Raw genomic sequence first — 15,712 nt, 5'->3', positions numbered from 1 at the left:
CCTTCTCGCAAGAGAGAGCAGACAAGACTAATTTTTTCCGTATAATGAAAATTTAATATCTCTGTTTCCACATCTGCACGGTTCTATGCCCGATATCAGCGCCTCACCGTCTCTGACGTCTTCAGTCAAAAAAGCCACACCCACCATGGCTCAATGGTTCACACTGAAGGATCAGGAACCTGATGCGCTACTTTTCTTTCGCATGGGTGATTTCTACGAGATGTTCTTTGGTGATGCCGAAACGGCCGCTACGGCACTCGACATCACCCTCACCCATCGCGGTACCCATGACGACCAGCCGATTCCTATGTGCGGTGTTCCCGTAGGAACTGCCCAAGCCTATCTCTCACGCTTGATCCGCCGTGGCTTCCGCGTTGCCGTTGCAGAACAAACAGAAACACCAACGAAAGGCCAAAAAGGCCCATTAAAACGGGAAATTACACGTGTTATCACGCCCGGCACGCTCACTGAGGATGAACTGCTTGAGGCCGGACGCCCTAATATTCTGCTGGCCATTACAGCCCCAGTAAAACGCCGCAAATCCCCTTTAGGGGCGGCGTGGATTGATATTTCAACCGGCTCGGTCGAAACCGTCTCCCAGCCAACAGCAAACCTTACCGAACTGCTCGCCCGGCTTGATCCCTCAGAAATTTTGGCGGATCCCGCCCTTATTCCCGAGGAGCATCACGAACGTCTCACGCCATCCACCACGCGCCTCACTGTCGATAAAGCCGATGCCGTCGTCGCAGAAGCCTATCATGTCGCTCATAGTGAAGCGCTAGGGGACTTCCCAGATGAGCAGCTCATCGCCTGTGCAACATTGCTGCATTATGTGCGCCGCAGCCAAGCAGGGCGTCTCCCCCGTCTTAGCCCGCCTATCCCCGAAGGGCATGGACAGATTATGGGGCTAGACCCCGCCACACGCGCCAGCCTAGATCTTCTCCGCTCCCGCGATGGCGGAACAGAACACACGCTCTTTACCAGCGTAAATCACACCAATAGCGCTGCGGGAATGCGTCTTCTGGCGCGATGGATTTCCACTCCCATTACAGACCTTCCTCGTATTGAACGACGCCAAGAGGGGTGGCTTTGGCTGCATGGTCAAAAAGAACTGACCCCACAGCTTCGTCAAACGCTTCGTCAGACACCGGACTGCTCTCGTGCCCTTGGGCGCATCTCCAGTGGGCGTCCCCTCCCGCGGGATCTTGCCTCAGTCCGCGATACGCTCCGTAGTGCTAACCATGTAACCGAGCAGCTCGCGGCCTTTTCTTCTGACGATATGCCGCAAGCAATCCGAGCGATTGGTTCCGCCTTGTACGGACGAGCTGATACTCTGCTTGAGCGACTTGATCATGGGCTAGCCCACGAACTCCCCGTGAAGATTGAAGATGGCGGTGTCATTGCAGCGGGCTTTGACCCGGAGCTTGACCGCCTCCGCAGCCTTCGTGACGATAGCCGCCGCGCACTCGCCCAGCTTCAGGTGCGTTTATCGGAAGAGTATGGCGTCACCAATTTACGCATTCGCCATCATAACCAGCTCGGCTATGTCATTGAGGTGCCATCCTCCACAGGTGCGAAGCTTCGCCAACGTGACGATCTTTATGTCCGCCAAGGCACCGCTAGCCTAACGCGCTTTGCTAATGATGAGCTTATCGCTCTTGATAAAGCGATTCTCGAGTCTTCCGAACAAGCCATGCAGCTTGAGCGGCACATTTTTAACACGCTCGTTGAGCATATTCTCCAAACGCCCGAACTTGATGAGATCGCCAGCGCCCTTGCTGAACTAGACGTTCTCACCTCTTGTGCGGCCTTGTTAGACAAAGGCGGTTGGTGCCGCCCTATAGTTTCGGATAGTAAAGAATTCTCCATTCAAGCGGGGCGTCATCCCGTTGTTGAAGCAGCCCTTAAACGCAGCGCCTCACCGGAAGCCCGTTTCATCCCCAACCATTGCGCTCTACCGCCAGAAAAGCACGTCATGCTGCTCACCGGCCCTAATATGGCGGGGAAATCCACTTTTCTACGCCAAACAGCCCTAGCCGTTATTCTCGCCCAAGCCGGCCTTCCCGTTGCTGCAGAAAGCGCTGATATTGGTGTGGTCGACCGGCTTTTTTCCCGTGTCGGTGGCGCAGATGACCTCGCTCGTGGACGATCCACCTTCATGGTGGAAATGACCGAAACAGCCGCTATCTTAAACCAAGCAGGGCCGCGCTCTTTTGTTGTCGTTGATGAAATTGGCCGCGGTACCTCGACCTTAGACGGTCTTTCGATCGCATGGGCCACATTGGAGGCGTTGCATTCCCAACTTGGGTCACGCACCATTTTTGCGACGCATTTCCACGAACTTAGCGGGCTGTTGCACACACTTCCTAAGCTTGCAGCTTACACCATGGCTGTGCAAGAGTGGGACGGTCACGTTGTCTTCCAACATGAAGTCAAGCCCGGCAGTGCTCATAAAAGCTGGGGCCTCCATGTTGCCCGTCTCGCTGGTATCCCTTCTTCTGTAATCCGACGGGCAAAGACACTCCTCACTCGTCTAGAAGATGAGCAAAAAAATCTTGTCTCTCCTGATGAGACGCAAGAACTCCCCCTCTTCGAGACATCCCCCCCCTCTGCCAAGCTAGACGAAAACGAACTCTTTCCCGAGCCTTCAGCCCTCCATGCGGCTTTGGACGAGCTCGACCCCGATGCGCTCTCTCCACGTGATGCACATGCGGCACTTTATCGGCTTAAAGATATGATGACGAAAGGTTTTTCTTGAACGTCATGATGAGACTGCGCAACACTAAAACGAAAACATCACGCTCCTTTCACCCCGACTCCGACAGATCTCACGGTATGCCCCAAGCCGACCAACAAAACGTAGCCACACGCTCTCCTGCTGCTCTGCATAACCTTCCGCGGGAAAAAGCAGTTAAGCGGCTCAGGCGGCATTTGGGCAATGAACGTAAACATATCCGTCATGAGTTTGAAAAACGACATCTGTCAGGAACTGAGGCTGCGCGCGCCCTCGCTACGCTCATGGACGGAATCGCCGTTGATCTTTGTAGTTACGCAGGCTTACCAAATGGCGATACAGATAAAGACGAAACATTTTGCCTTTGCGCAACAGGAGGGTACGGTGCAGGGCTACTCGCGCCCTTTAGTGATGTCGATTTGCTTTTTTTGACCGATGATACGCCGTCAGAAAATCTTCTACGCTGTATTGAATATGTTCTCTATACGTTATGGGATCTCGGTCTCCGCGTGGGACATGCAACGCGCTCCCAAGCAACATGCCTTGAGAGTGCGCAAGAAGACCTTACCACCTGCACCGCCTTGCTGGATTTACGCCCTCTCTACGGCGACAAACAAAGTGCTGACGCTCTCCACCACGCCCTGCGCGCTTATCTTACCGGCCCTACGCTGGAGCATTTTGTAACGGAAGCCATCGCTCAACGCGAAGATCGCCATACCCATTACGGCGCAACGCCCTATCTTGTTGAACCTCACCTCAAAGCCGGCCGCGGGGGACTTCGTGACCTTCAAGTACTGAACTGGATTGGTCGTGCTTCTCTCGGTCTTCTGATCTCCCGCGCAACGCCGCTCCGTCGTGAGCTTGGCTTAGCTCCTGCGTGCGTTCTGCTTGGTCTTTTTACAGAACGCGAAACCTATCGCGCCGAAAAAGTATGGGACTTTCTTTGGACGGTGCGACTGCATCTTCATTACGTTACAGGACGAAATGAAGAACGTCTCACGTTCGATGTACAGCCCATCATTGGCGCCCGTATGGGATACGCTAATCATGGACATCAGCGCGGCGTTGAACGCTTTATGCGCCATTATTTCCTCATGGCACGCTCTATCATGCGCTTGACGCATATTCTACAGCCCGCCGTGCTTCTTTATTTACAAAACCAGCAACGCGGTCGTCCACCTTATGTCGAAGAGGGGCCTGAAGAGTTCCGCCGCATTGATGGGTGTCTAAGCCTCACAGACCCAACAGCTTTTGCGCGCAATCCTCAGACCCTTCTTCGATTATTGGATTGTGCCCGCCGCCATGAACTCCCCCTTCACCCCGCCGCTGTTCAACAGCTCATTCGTTTCGAACGCCATATTACCCGCCTCAAACATGATCCTGCTACGATTAGGATTTTTCTCAATCTTCTTTGTGCCCCCGCACCAAAAACATCATCTCCCCCTATCCGCGACGATGAAAAGAATTTTTGGCTCCCTGTCCTGAATGAAACTGGCCTTCTTGCGCGGTTCCTGCCGGGGTGGTCTCGTATTTTAGGACGTACGCAATTTGACGGGTACCATATTTACACCGTTGATGAGCATACCATCGAAGCTGTGCGAATTTTACGTCAGATCGAAAATGGCCATATGGCTGATGAAATTCCAGCTGTTTATGGGCTCACACGCAATCTCCAAGCACGGCAAGCTTTGTTCCTCGCGACTTTACTGCATGATATTGGCAAAGGACGCGGTGGAGGGCATTCTGAAATTGGCGCACAGATCGCCGTCACGACTTGCCAGCAGCTCAATCTCTCAGCAGACGACACTGATACTGTTTCATGGCTTGTTCTTCATCATCTCCTCCTCTCACGCACCGCCTTTACGCGCGATATTGATGACCCGCATACGATCCTCGACCTTGCCGATATTATTCAATCCCCAGAGCGCCTCCGCCTGCTGCTTCTGCTCACGATCTCTGATATTCGTGCTGTCGGCCCGCGTGCGTGGAATGCTTGGAAAGCAACACTCCTTTATCGCCTCTATACGCGCATCGCTGATGTATTAGACGGCGGCATGCAAGCCAGCGAAAATGATGAACGCGTCACCCAAACACGTGCCCTAACACGTGAGGCTCTGAGCGCGTCATTACCTGAAGCGAGCGTTCAGCATTTCCTACAGCTTGGACGACCGGGCTATTGGTTAGGGTTTGATACGCAGACTCATCTGCGCCATGCTCATCTTGTTCATAACCATCTGAACAGAGCGGACAATGACCGCATTACAGTCGATATCTATCCCCTCCCTTCACGCGGCATTACTGAACTCACCATTATTTGTCCTGACCAACCTGGTGTGTTCTCAGAAATTGCTGGGGCCTTAGCTCTTTGTGGCGCGTCTATTGCCGATGCACGTATCCATACATTAAGTAACGGCACCGTACTCGACTCTTTTTGGATCCAAGATTCATACGGTGAAGCATTTGAAGAAGAAGACCATCTAGAACGCGTGCGCGACTGTATTACAACAGCCTTGAAGGGAGAGCTTAATCTAGATGAAGCGCTGGCCTCCGCAGCGCCGCCGCTCAGCCGTCGCCTAGAAGCGCTTCCTATCCCCTCTCGAGTAATTGTCGATAATGACGCTTCTGATTGGTACAGCGTTGTCGAAGCTAATGGACGTGACCGCCCCGCCTTGCTGCATGACCTCACAACAACACTGAGCCGTGAGGGTGTGCACATTTCTTCTGCTCATGTCACGACCTACGGGCTACGCGCTGTTGATGTGTTTTATCTCCATGATGAACACGGTCGGAAATTGACTGATCCCGTTCATTTAGAAAAAATCAGAAAAGCCCTGCTTCACGCTCTTACCAATCCTGCCATTGAACACGTTTGACAGCGGGCTTCTATCCGATCTTTAACAGAGCGGCGTTCTATCCTGGGGAAAGAGAGCGAACGTTACGCACTCATTCAACTGTCCAACTGGGGAGAAAAACATACCACTCCCCATACAAGGCCGTTATAGCCTCGTCTATAGCAAGACCAAGCGACCAACACCCTGAGAAGCGCCACAAGAGGCGAAAACAGGATTGAGAACATAATCGTATCCCCAACCTCCAGAGGGCGCCCCAACTGCACATCACCCGCAAAACCTATCATGACAAACAAAAACGGCGTTAAGACGGCGAGAATAACAGCCTCTGCTATGACACATTGAAATCATCTTCGTGTCCATGTCACCCTTCTTCTCCTTTCCGAGAAAGAAACGATACATATATCCATCATTCGGAAAGGAGAAGAACGCCCGGCTTTACGCGTTTATAAATCTGTCGATAAAGAGAACTTGAAGGTTCTTGGCATACCAGCTGTCAGGTATCCTCCGTAAGCTGAGGCCCAATATCGCGTATTCGCCAAATTTTCGACCCCGAAGCGCATCGTCATCGGATGATGATGTATGGCGAGGAACGTATAGCGAGCGCCAAGGTCAAAGCTCGTCCATATTTTCACACGTTGCGTATTGGTCGCATTCACCCATTGTGGCCCTGTATGAGTGACACGCCCCGTCAAAGTTCCACCTTTGAGGAACGGCAGGTCATATTCCATATTCCCGTTGATCGTATAACTCGGAATACCAACCGCTTTCTTTCCTTGCGTCGCGCGGCTTGATGTCCGCCGTTGTACGGCCTGCGTAATAGATGTTCCACCATTAAAGCGCAGCCCCTTGATAATCTGGCCATGTAAGCTGAACTCAATGCCCTGGTTCCGTTGGCGCCCGTCCATCGTGTACAGTGCTTGCCCGGTATTACCATAGGGCACACCGTAAGCATTAGGCTGTGTCATCCGGTAAAACGCTAAAGACGTACTAAGCGTTCCGATGTCATATTTCGCACCAATTTCATATTGCTCGGTTCGGTAAGGCGCAAAGATTTGTCCGGAATTAACATAGGTGCTGCCAGCCTGTGGCCCCGGTGATAACCCCTCACTGCGATTAAAGAAGAGAGCACTATGCTTGGTTGGGTGCACAACGAGCCCCACAACAGGCGTGATCGCGTTTTGATCATACTCCTCTTCAAGAGCGCGCGAATTATAGCCGAAGCTCTTTGTTCGAATATTTTGAAAACGGAAACCACCTGTAAGCGCAATACGATTGTGCCACACAGAAACAGTATCAGAGAAAAACAAACTATACAGGCGTATGGTGTTTTTCGTCTTCGGGTTTCTAACATCTCCGCCATACCAAGTCGGTGTCGGCTGTGCGAAATTCTGAGTGTTGTAAAGATTGCTCGCTGTGGAATTCCCAAATGAATACGCTGTCGCCGTATCTTCCCAAAGGCCAGAACCACCCGCATTCATCTCATGTTTAAGTGGCCCTGTCCGGAAATGCGCCCTTACCCCTGCACGCGTACTTTCGTTAGTTTGACGATATGGAACATACATAGAGCCTGTTGTACCGTCACCGGTCTCAGCATTATTAACGGTCAGAGAGCCGTAATTCCCTTTCTCATCGCTGCCCATCCCCCCAAAAGCACCGTAAAATGTCAGGTGTTTGTTAACGTCATGCTCAACATTCAGCATCCCGAAAATATAATTAAGCTCTGTATAGCTCCAAGGCTGGCCGTAATTATGTGCTGGTGACACTGGGCGCGGCGTATCCGTGAGACTAGAACCAAGCAACAGCCCGGGCCGCCCCTGTCGCACGCCCTGATTTTGATAGTTCATATCCAAAGAAATACGCGTTTTCTCGTCGTGCCAATCCGTATCAAACCCAAGGGCGGTTGAATGACGACGTTCGTGCTCAATAGATGTTTGACCACTCATACCCGCCACATTCAGACGCATACCAAAGGCTTTATGGTCTCCAAGACGGCGACTCATATCAATACTGCCGCCTCCCATAGCACTACTGGTATAATCACCTGTTAAACGCAAAAGCGGGTCATCATCAGCATGCTTGAACTGTAGGTTAATCGTCCCGCCAATCGACGTGCCCCCCGGCGCCACACCATTTAAGAACGCACTCGCTCCCGTAAGCAATTGCACCTGATCATAAAGCTGCGGCGAGACAAGCTGGCGCGGTGTAATGCCATAAAGGCCGTTGATAGACACGTCATCGCCATAGACAGGGAAACCACGGATTACGAAAAGTTCTGAAAAATTCCCATAACCATAGGTCGTTCGAACCGCAGGATCATTTTGCAGAACTTGTCCCAATGTCTGAGACTGCTGATTAAGTATCAAGCTTGAGGTGTAGCTATGAATGCTAAAGGGAACATCAAGACCCCTCTTATTCCCCAAAACCCCCAACTGTCCGCCTGATTTGACCAGCATTTGTTCGCGCCGACGCGCTCTGACAATAATGTTCTCTTGCTTACTAGGGGCAACAGACACTTTTGAGGCGTCTTTTTGCTCTTTATGTGACTCTTCAGACTGTACCGCGGTTTCAGCCAATGCCTGACCATCAGGCAAAAGACCTCCTCCCAACAAACAAAACAAACCTGCTGAGCAGCGTGTGAAGCGGAAGGAAACGGGCATATCGCGTGCTCTACCTTACAAATAAGATGAAAAACGCGTCCTCTATATGGAAATGAGAATTATTTGCAACAAAAAATTAAATTTTCTTTCACCTTCTTTCTCAAACATCTGTTCCATAACAGAAACAAGTTTCTTTCAGAAAAGAGTAATAACAGTGATAATTCTTACTATATCAAAAGGTGAGAGATCATCCCATCTATGTCAGAAATCATACTTATAGCTTTTCTTAGTAATGTATTTTCTAACAAAATTATTAATTACCCTTTCTACTTTATAGATGAATGTCTCACGGACGATCTCTGGTTGTGGCACTGGTTTCTGACCAAAACTAGCAAGCATAACAGCAGATTTTACTGAACCAAATCCATCAAAATCAAATATTAAATTTCTTTTTTTCGCTATTTCAATTGCTTTCCATATAAGAAGCATATTTTTACCCGCAACTCTCGACTCTACAGACCTTACAGATTGCCAATAATACAAAACATTATCGTCCCATATAAGCAAAGCAGCGGACACCAAATTGCCACCGTCATACGCATAAAGAGCAATCGCCTGCCCCCTTTTATAAGCTTCTGCAAAAAGCTTTCGTAAAAGAGAGAAGTCATGAGTATTATGGCGCACCTCTCTGCGTGACAGAGCAATAAATGCCTCTACTGTTCCCTCATAACGAATCGTCAACTTCTTTTGTGCCGTTCGGATTAAATTGCGTGTTTTTTGGTCACAATCCCTCCATACTTCATCTAACGGTTTGTGACGTGGAACCCGGAACGTAAAATCTTGATAGATTTTAAAGCCAGCGAGTTTAAACGCAAAAGCCGACTCATTTTCTGGGTCAATAAAAAACCGTATTCCGTGCGTTTTAGGCAAACGAGATACAAACTCATCCACAACATGGCGTATATTCTGCTGACGCCGAAAAGTTTTTGAGGCTGGTAAGTCAAAATATGGCCCTAATGTCCGTGTATATTTTGGCATCTTGATAACAGAAAAACCAAAACGACTTTTCCTCAAAAAAGGAAGAACAGCGACAACCCTCCCCCCCATTTCAACATTGATATAGGAAATCTTGCGACCGGTTGAACATTCCAACCACCAATCTTGGTGGAAAATAGATCGCTCTCTGCTGCACGATGAAAATTTTGTCATGAATAAAAAATATTAGTTTTTAATTCATTCACGAAATTAAATAATATTAATTATAAATTTTTATTTAATGTAAACTCATTAATGTTTCACTTCCGTAGATAAGACAAATGATACGCAAAATTTTGTGAATTAAATACTTTCACATACAAAATAACTTTATGATAGTGATTAATACACTTATTTAATTAAATATATATCATTCCTATCAATGATAAACGTGGTTTTATTTATATTTATACTCTCCCGAGATCACACATTCTTACATTCCCCTCAGCAAGAAAATAAATCTTGTATTTTTTATACATTATATATAGATGCAACTTATTATTAACAACAACCGCTTGAACATTGAAGGCAGCTTCCTATGTCTCCAGCTCTTCGCTCATGGATTGTCTTTTTCCACCGCTGGACTGGTTTTCCTGTAGGTGTGGGGCTTTTCGTTCTCTTTGCGAGCGGTGCACTGGTTACGTTCAACCTCGAACTCCAACAATGGATGCAACCCCAAACAGCTCTTCTGGCTCCAGAAACTACCAATGGCCTTACTCACGCAGAAAAGCTCCTCCTCCCTGAAGGAAAGAAGCACGAAACAACGTCTAGTTTCCTCCGCCTCCCCTTCAATCGCGACCCGGTTTTCCGCCTTTGGCAGTATGATGGATACTTTTTCCACGGCCCCGCCCTTCACCCAGAAACGGGTCAGCCCCTGCCAACACGCGATGTTGTGGGAAGCTCATTTTTCAACACGCTTCACGCGTATTTTTTCCTGCCCAATTTATGGGGCCGTAGCTTAGTCTCTCTCTTAGGCGTTACTCTTCTTATCCCTCTGATAACGGGCGTTATGTTACATTGGCGGCGCTTTTTGAGCGACCTCATGCTCTTTCGTCCCCATGCATCGTCCCATCGCTCTTGGCTGGATCTTCATCTCCTTATTGGCACGCTTACCTTGCCATTAGTGTTTATCATTGGGCTTTCAGGGGGAATTTTACAGATACAAAACATACTCAACAGCCTTCCTCCCTCCCCTGTCCATCTTTCCTTTCCCCCCACAAACACGGCCCCTCTTTCTTCAAAAAGCCTCTCGGCATTAGAAGCACAAGGGAAACATGTATGGGGGGACACAGCGGGGGGATTTTTTATGCCAATCGGCAACGATATTTACCTCTACCGTCCAGACCAAGCGACGTTTTGCATCACCCGTGCTCATATCAGTACCACACATCCTGTCCCTCCCACTCTCCCATACTGCCCTGACTTTCATAGTCTTCTAACCGGAATACATCTCATGCGTTGGGCTGGCCCCACAATGCGCTGGCTTTATTTCGGCCTCGGGATTGTCGGTGCTTTTCTCATGGCCAGTGGTCTGATTCTTTTTTACAAAACAGAGTGCCGCCAGGTGAAAGGCAGAAGTCCTAACAATTCTTTGGGGCTGCGTGTGATCTATGCCTTCAATACCGCTACGATTATTGGTTTCTCTATTGCAACACTGGGCCTGCTATGGAGCACCCGTTTGCCAGCACTTCCAGTTTTGCCGCCTCGCTCTTGGGAAACAGCCCTCTTTTTTGCTCTTTGGGCTGGCAGTCTCGTACATGCTCTATGCTTCCGCAATGCTGCACGATGTCAGTTATTACTTCTTTGTATTATGGGAATGGGTCTTCTTCCCATAGATTTGCTAACACGTCCCTTGGTTACAGATCGACCATTACTCTTCCTTAGTGTTGATGGCTGTGGAGGAACAGTGGGTCTTCTCAGTCTCTTTGCCTATCGTAGAAGCCGTCTGTCATGATTACTCTGTGTCTATCACTTCTTGGCTGGGGCCTCGCCTGCCTCTTCCATCTCAGTGTGCAGCCGAGCTATCGTCGCCGTGCGCTCTATCGCTTCCCTTACTCTCTTTCAGTGCAGCGATTCTTGCGCCTCCTATGCCCGACCCTCGCTCTCTTTGGAAGCTGCCTTTATGAGGGTATCGTGGGGCTGTTTATCTGGAGCTTCTCTGCACCGCTCATCAGTATGGGCGTCACCTTCTTAAACACGTTCAGAATCTGGGAAGCGCTTTTCCAACGCCACGATAAGGCGCTTAATCACTGAAGGCCACGCCTCATAGGGCGGCGCTGCTTTGTCGGCTTGAAAGATCCTGACATTTTCGTACCAATCGTGAGGCCGCTTCCAGCGCCAATCCCCTCCATAACGGTTTAATAACCATAAAGGACGGCCTTGCGCCCCTGCGAGATGAGCAACCAACGTATCCACACTCACCACGATTGAGCACCGACCAATCGCCGCCGCCAATTCCGTAAGAGACGTCAGCGGAACACGCTCCATCCATTCCGGCACATCACTCTCTTGCTGCAAACTCAGGAAGCGCACGCCTCTAACATGCCTTAGTGGCTCCAAAAGTGCGACAGGAATCGAACGACGTCGGTTAAACCTATAAGACGCATTACCCGCCCAGCAAAGCCCAACAACACACGTCTCTTCCTCCGAGCCAGTACTTAAATATGGCGATGAGGAAGGAGGGTTTTTCATACCCAAAGCATAGGGCACGCTTAAAAGACTTTGCTGCGCTATGACAGGCCCCTCACTCGGCAAAAGCCGCTCTTTTGGAAGAGCAAAGCATTGCTCGACAAGATCCATCAGCGGTTGGGGAAACTGCAGACGCACAGGCCGTCGCTTTATAACGTCAGGCAGAAAACGCAGAAACTGCACAGCATCACCCAACCCTTGCTCAGCATAGAGAGCCATCGGCTCCTCCCCTGCCTCTCCTGACCAAAGAGGGCAATGCGGTAAAGGACGCGTAAGCTGTAATGGTAGAAAATCACGTCGTTTTTCAAAAGCCTGCCAGCCTTCTCGCCACTGCCCCTTCTCCAAAAACAAGGCCGCCCGATTAAACTGGGCTTTCGCCGGTAACGTGCCATATTCCTTTTCAAAATGATCTAACAACGCACAAGCGGCGGCACTATCGCCCTTATCATAGAGAGCAGCGTTCCAGTTCATCATAATAGCGGCATCACTAGGGAGCTGATGCTGGGCTTTTTGGAAATAATCGCAGGCCTTATCCATATAGCCCAATGCACTTTGCACAAGCCCCATATTATTGAGCGTTTCCGCCGTATAGCAGCCTTGGTCTAAAGCCTCTTTTAGCGCAGCATCCGCCTTATCCCACTGTCCCGCCGTAAAAAGCGCACCGCCATAATTCGCCCATGCAGCACGATCTTTGGGGGCTAACTCCAAAAGTCTTTCCCATGACTGTAGCGCCTCCCCCAACGCCCCGCGCTTCTGCTGCGCCTGCGCGAGCAACCCCCATAAGGCGCCCTGTTGTGGCGCTAGCCGCACAGCTCGCCTCAAAGAACGCACGGCCTTTCCGGCGTTTCCTAAAGCAAGATAAGCTTCCCCTAGTCCCGCGTGCGACGCTGCCTCTTCGGGGCATAACATGACGGCGATTGAACATGCCGCCCGCGCAGCTTCAGGTTGATTTTCCGCCAATAACGCTCGCCCTAATGTTTGATGAATCCGTCCATTTAACGCATCAGAACAGGACGATTGCGGTTCTTGCATCAGACGCCCCAGCAGAGCCACAGCCGTTGCTGACTGCCCACGCAATAACGCAACAGAAGCGAGAATATGCACAGCCTCCGGCACCATCGCGCCACGCTGAGTGATCCCCTCACGTGCCCTTCTTTCAGCTTCTGTAAAATGCCCCGCCTGTAGAGCGCTCAGTGCCTCATGAAGAGGTGAGTCTTCCATAAATCTCTCCCTCAAACGGTTTCTTTCGCTTTCATCACCTCAAATAGTGCTTCTTATCTTGCCAAAAGCCCTTAGAATCACAAACATGCAGTGTATGACTATGCGTTTTTCTCGCCTGATTTCTTCGTGCTTTCTTGGAGCCTGTGCCTTACTGACAGGTGCCACGCAAGCTCATGCTGACCGGCCATGGCAAGACGCCCCCGTTCCAGCCCGTTTTATCTCCGACCATCCTCTGTCATCGCCTGTTGAAGGGGCACTAACAGCCCTGCCCAGCGGCACACTTTACAGCCTCGATTCCCACGGAACACCACAACGGATTGACCTTGTGGATGGGCAGCTGTACCCACTGAGCGGCCTTCCACCTCTCACCACCCTCACTGCTAACAATCAAGGGCTTTGGGGCATTACCACTGGCTCTTCTGCAGAACTACTGTCTTTTGCTCCGTCATCAGGGACGATTGCCAGCCGTTTCCCCCTCAAAAGCGTCAGCCATTCTGGCAGTCGCTTCTCCGCCCTTCAGGTCACCGATCAACACGCTTATCTTGTTGATGATCCCAACCCCGCTTTCGTGGTCATTGATCTTGATAAAAAACAACCACGCCGCCTTCTTGAAGGCTCTCCCTCTCTCAGCTCTCACAGCCCTCTCCGACGAGATGGGAAAGAAGTGACCACAGCAGACGGCACACCGCGCTCCGGTGGGAACGTGCGTTTTATGGTGATGGATCGTAGCCGGCAATGGCTCTTCTACCAAACCCCAACGGGCCCTCTGTACCGCCTCGCAACGGCTTTGGTGACTGACCCAAGCGTTAGCCCTATTGAGCAGCTTGAAGGCATGGCCAACTGGCGCCGCACCCCGAGCCTTGGCGGTCTCGCCATAAGCGCGAACGATACGCTCTATATGGTCGATATTGACCATGGCGACCTTCTCGCTTTCGGGGCGGACCGCATTCCTCTTCGTCTTCTTCATGACCCGCGCCTGACCCATACGCGTGATATTGCACTGTTACCACGCAGCTCCCGAGCGAGCGCCCGCATTGCGGTACTGCTTGAAGAAAACGACCCCTCATCGGCCCAAAAGTCCTCCCATATCGCCGAGATTGGGCTGCCCTGAGCTCCTTTTGTGTTATAAGAGACATCATGCGTTACCGATCCACTCGCGGCACGGCCGAAGCCAGTGCCCCTAACTTCTCCGATATTCTCCTCAGTGGCCTCGCCAATGATGGAGGGCTCTATCTTCCCACGCACTGGCCGCATGTCTCCCACGACACGCTGACCGCTTGGCGCTCACTGCCGTATCCCGACCTCGCCGCTGAGGTTATTGGGCTCTTTACAGAAGGCAGTATTGATCGTGAAACGCTGCGCGAGATGTGCCGCGACGTGTATGGCCGTTTTGACCATGCCGCTATTGCCCCCCTCGTGGAGGTTGAAGAAGGGCTGTTTTCCCTTGAGCTCTTCCACGGCCCAACGCTCGCGTTCAAAGATATGGCCATGCAAATGCTGGGCCGTTTGTTTGAGCATGTTTTGAAAGAACGCGACCGCCACGTCACGATTGTTGGCGCAACCTCGGGCGATACAGGCTCTGCAGCCATTGAAGCGTTCCGTGGGCGTGAGCGTGTGTCCATCGTCATTTTGCACCCTCACGGCCGCACCTCTGATGTGCAGCGCCGTCAAATGACGACAGTGCATGACAAAAACGTGCTCAATATCGCCGTTGATGGGGACTTTGACACCTGTCAGGACATGGTAAAAGCTATGTTCGCCGATGAAACATTCCGTCAGGAATGCTCACTCTCTGCGGTGAACTCCATCAATTGGGCCCGTATTGCGGCGCAAATCCCCTACTATATCCGTGCAGCTCTTGCCCTTGGCGGGCCAGATCGCCCTGTTTCTTTTGCTGTGCCAACAGGGAACTTCGGCAATATTCTCGCCGCTTGGGCCGCAGGACAAATGGGCCTTCCGATCGAGAAGCTCTGTGTCGGGTCAAACCGAAACGATATTCTCACACGCTTCTTGCTCAATAATGATATGCGTGTGCGCTCTGTGGAACCAAGCCTGTCTCCTTCAATGGATATTCAGGTCTCCTCCAACTTCGAGCGTCTCCTCTTTGAGATGCTAGGCCGCGACCCCAACCGTTGCCGCGCTATCATGGAAGAATTCCGCCAGACGGGCTTTATGGCTGTCCCGCACGATGCGTGGGAAAAAATTGGCACCATCTTCCGTGGACATGCTTTGGATGACGACAAAACATCAGACGCTATGCGCCGCTTCCACAAAGAGAGCCATTATTTGGCTGATCCCCACAGCGCCATTGGCCTCGCCACCGGCTCTTATTACAAAGAAGCGGGTATTCCGATGGTCGCAGCGGCAACAGCCCACCCAGCAAAGTTCCCCGATGCGGTAGAAGCTGCCACAGGAATTCACCCAGAACTTCCCCCACATTTGGCGGATCTGTTCGACCGTGAAGAACGGTATGACGTCCTCCCCAATGACCTCGCCCGTGTGAAAGAAGCCGTCCTGGCTCATCATCGCGCTCGCTAAACCGTCACTGAGTGACACATCAAAGCTCCCATGAGCGCGTTCTCGAA

At 51.0% G+C, this 15,712-nt stretch carries 9 protein-coding genes; 6 read left to right on the top strand and 3 right to left on the bottom strand.

The genetic code is table 11. The annotated features are described in order from the left end of the window. Window positions 1–85 precede the first annotated feature (85 nt). A complete protein-coding gene (mutS, locus tag GS535_RS06405; RefSeq protein ID WP_160791289.1) occupies window positions 86–2,758 on the top strand; it encodes a DNA mismatch repair protein MutS in 2,673 nt (890 codons plus the stop codon). 77 nt (window positions 2,759–2,835) lie between these two features. After that, window positions 2,836–5,607, top strand: a complete 2,772-nt coding sequence (locus GS535_RS06400; RefSeq protein ID WP_237442213.1) for a [protein-PII] uridylyltransferase — start codon at window positions 2,836–2,838, stop codon at window positions 5,605–5,607. A gap of 422 nt (window positions 5,608–6,029) precedes the next feature. Here GS535_RS06400 and GS535_RS06395 read toward each other — a convergent pair whose 3' ends face one another. Together GS535_RS06395 and GS535_RS06390 are read right to left on the bottom strand one after the other, a co-directional pair. Beyond that, complete coding sequence (locus GS535_RS06395; protein WP_160791288.1) at window positions 6,030–8,243, bottom strand: TonB-dependent siderophore receptor; 2,214 nt, start codon at window positions 8,241–8,243, stop codon at window positions 6,030–6,032. Between the two features lie 201 nt (window positions 8,244–8,444). Beyond that, window positions 8,445–9,392 carry a GNAT family N-acetyltransferase gene (locus GS535_RS06390; protein WP_160791287.1) on the bottom strand — a complete coding sequence of 316 codons (948 nt, stop codon included), beginning with the start codon at window positions 9,390–9,392 and terminating at the stop codon, window positions 8,445–8,447. A 364-nt stretch (window positions 9,393–9,756) separates the two neighbouring features. On the opposite strand from GS535_RS06390, the gene GS535_RS06385 reads away from it, so the two are divergent. Continuing rightward, window positions 9,757–11,172 carry a PepSY domain-containing protein gene (locus GS535_RS06385; RefSeq protein WP_160791286.1) on the top strand — a complete coding sequence of 472 codons (1,416 nt, stop codon included), beginning with the start codon at window positions 9,757–9,759 and terminating at the stop codon, window positions 11,170–11,172. Continuing rightward, window positions 11,169–11,471, top strand: coding sequence for a hypothetical protein (locus GS535_RS11150; protein WP_160791285.1), 303 nt, complete (start codon window positions 11,169–11,171; stop codon window positions 11,469–11,471). Before GS535_RS06385 ends, GS535_RS11150 begins: the two co-directional genes overlap by 4 nt. Here GS535_RS11150 and GS535_RS06380 read toward each other — a convergent pair. Then, window positions 11,409–13,127, bottom strand: a complete 1,719-nt coding sequence (locus GS535_RS06380) for a tetratricopeptide repeat protein (RefSeq protein ID WP_160799178.1) — start codon at window positions 13,125–13,127, stop codon at window positions 11,409–11,411. The two genes, GS535_RS11150 and GS535_RS06380, sit on opposite strands and share 63 nt — an antisense overlap. Window positions 13,128–13,221: 94 nt before the next feature. Between GS535_RS06380 and GS535_RS06375 the strand changes: the two genes are divergently transcribed. Continuing rightward, window positions 13,222–14,238: a hypothetical protein gene (locus GS535_RS06375; RefSeq protein ID WP_160799177.1), complete on the top strand. Its 1,017-nt coding sequence runs from the start codon at window positions 13,222–13,224 to the stop codon at window positions 14,236–14,238. A 26-nt stretch (window positions 14,239–14,264) separates the two neighbouring features. After that, window positions 14,265–15,665, top strand: coding sequence for a threonine synthase (thrC, locus tag GS535_RS06370; protein WP_160791282.1), 1,401 nt, complete (start codon window positions 14,265–14,267; stop codon window positions 15,663–15,665). The last annotated feature ends 47 nt before the right edge of the window (window positions 15,666–15,712 follow it).

The sequence above is a fragment of the Saccharibacter sp. EH611 genome (assembly GCF_009834765.1).
In the GTDB taxonomy this organism is placed as follows: Bacteria; Pseudomonadota; Alphaproteobacteria; order Acetobacterales; family Acetobacteraceae; genus Saccharibacter.
Note: the sequence above shows the minus strand (reverse complement) of the source record. Positions and strands in the feature narration are given on the sequence as shown.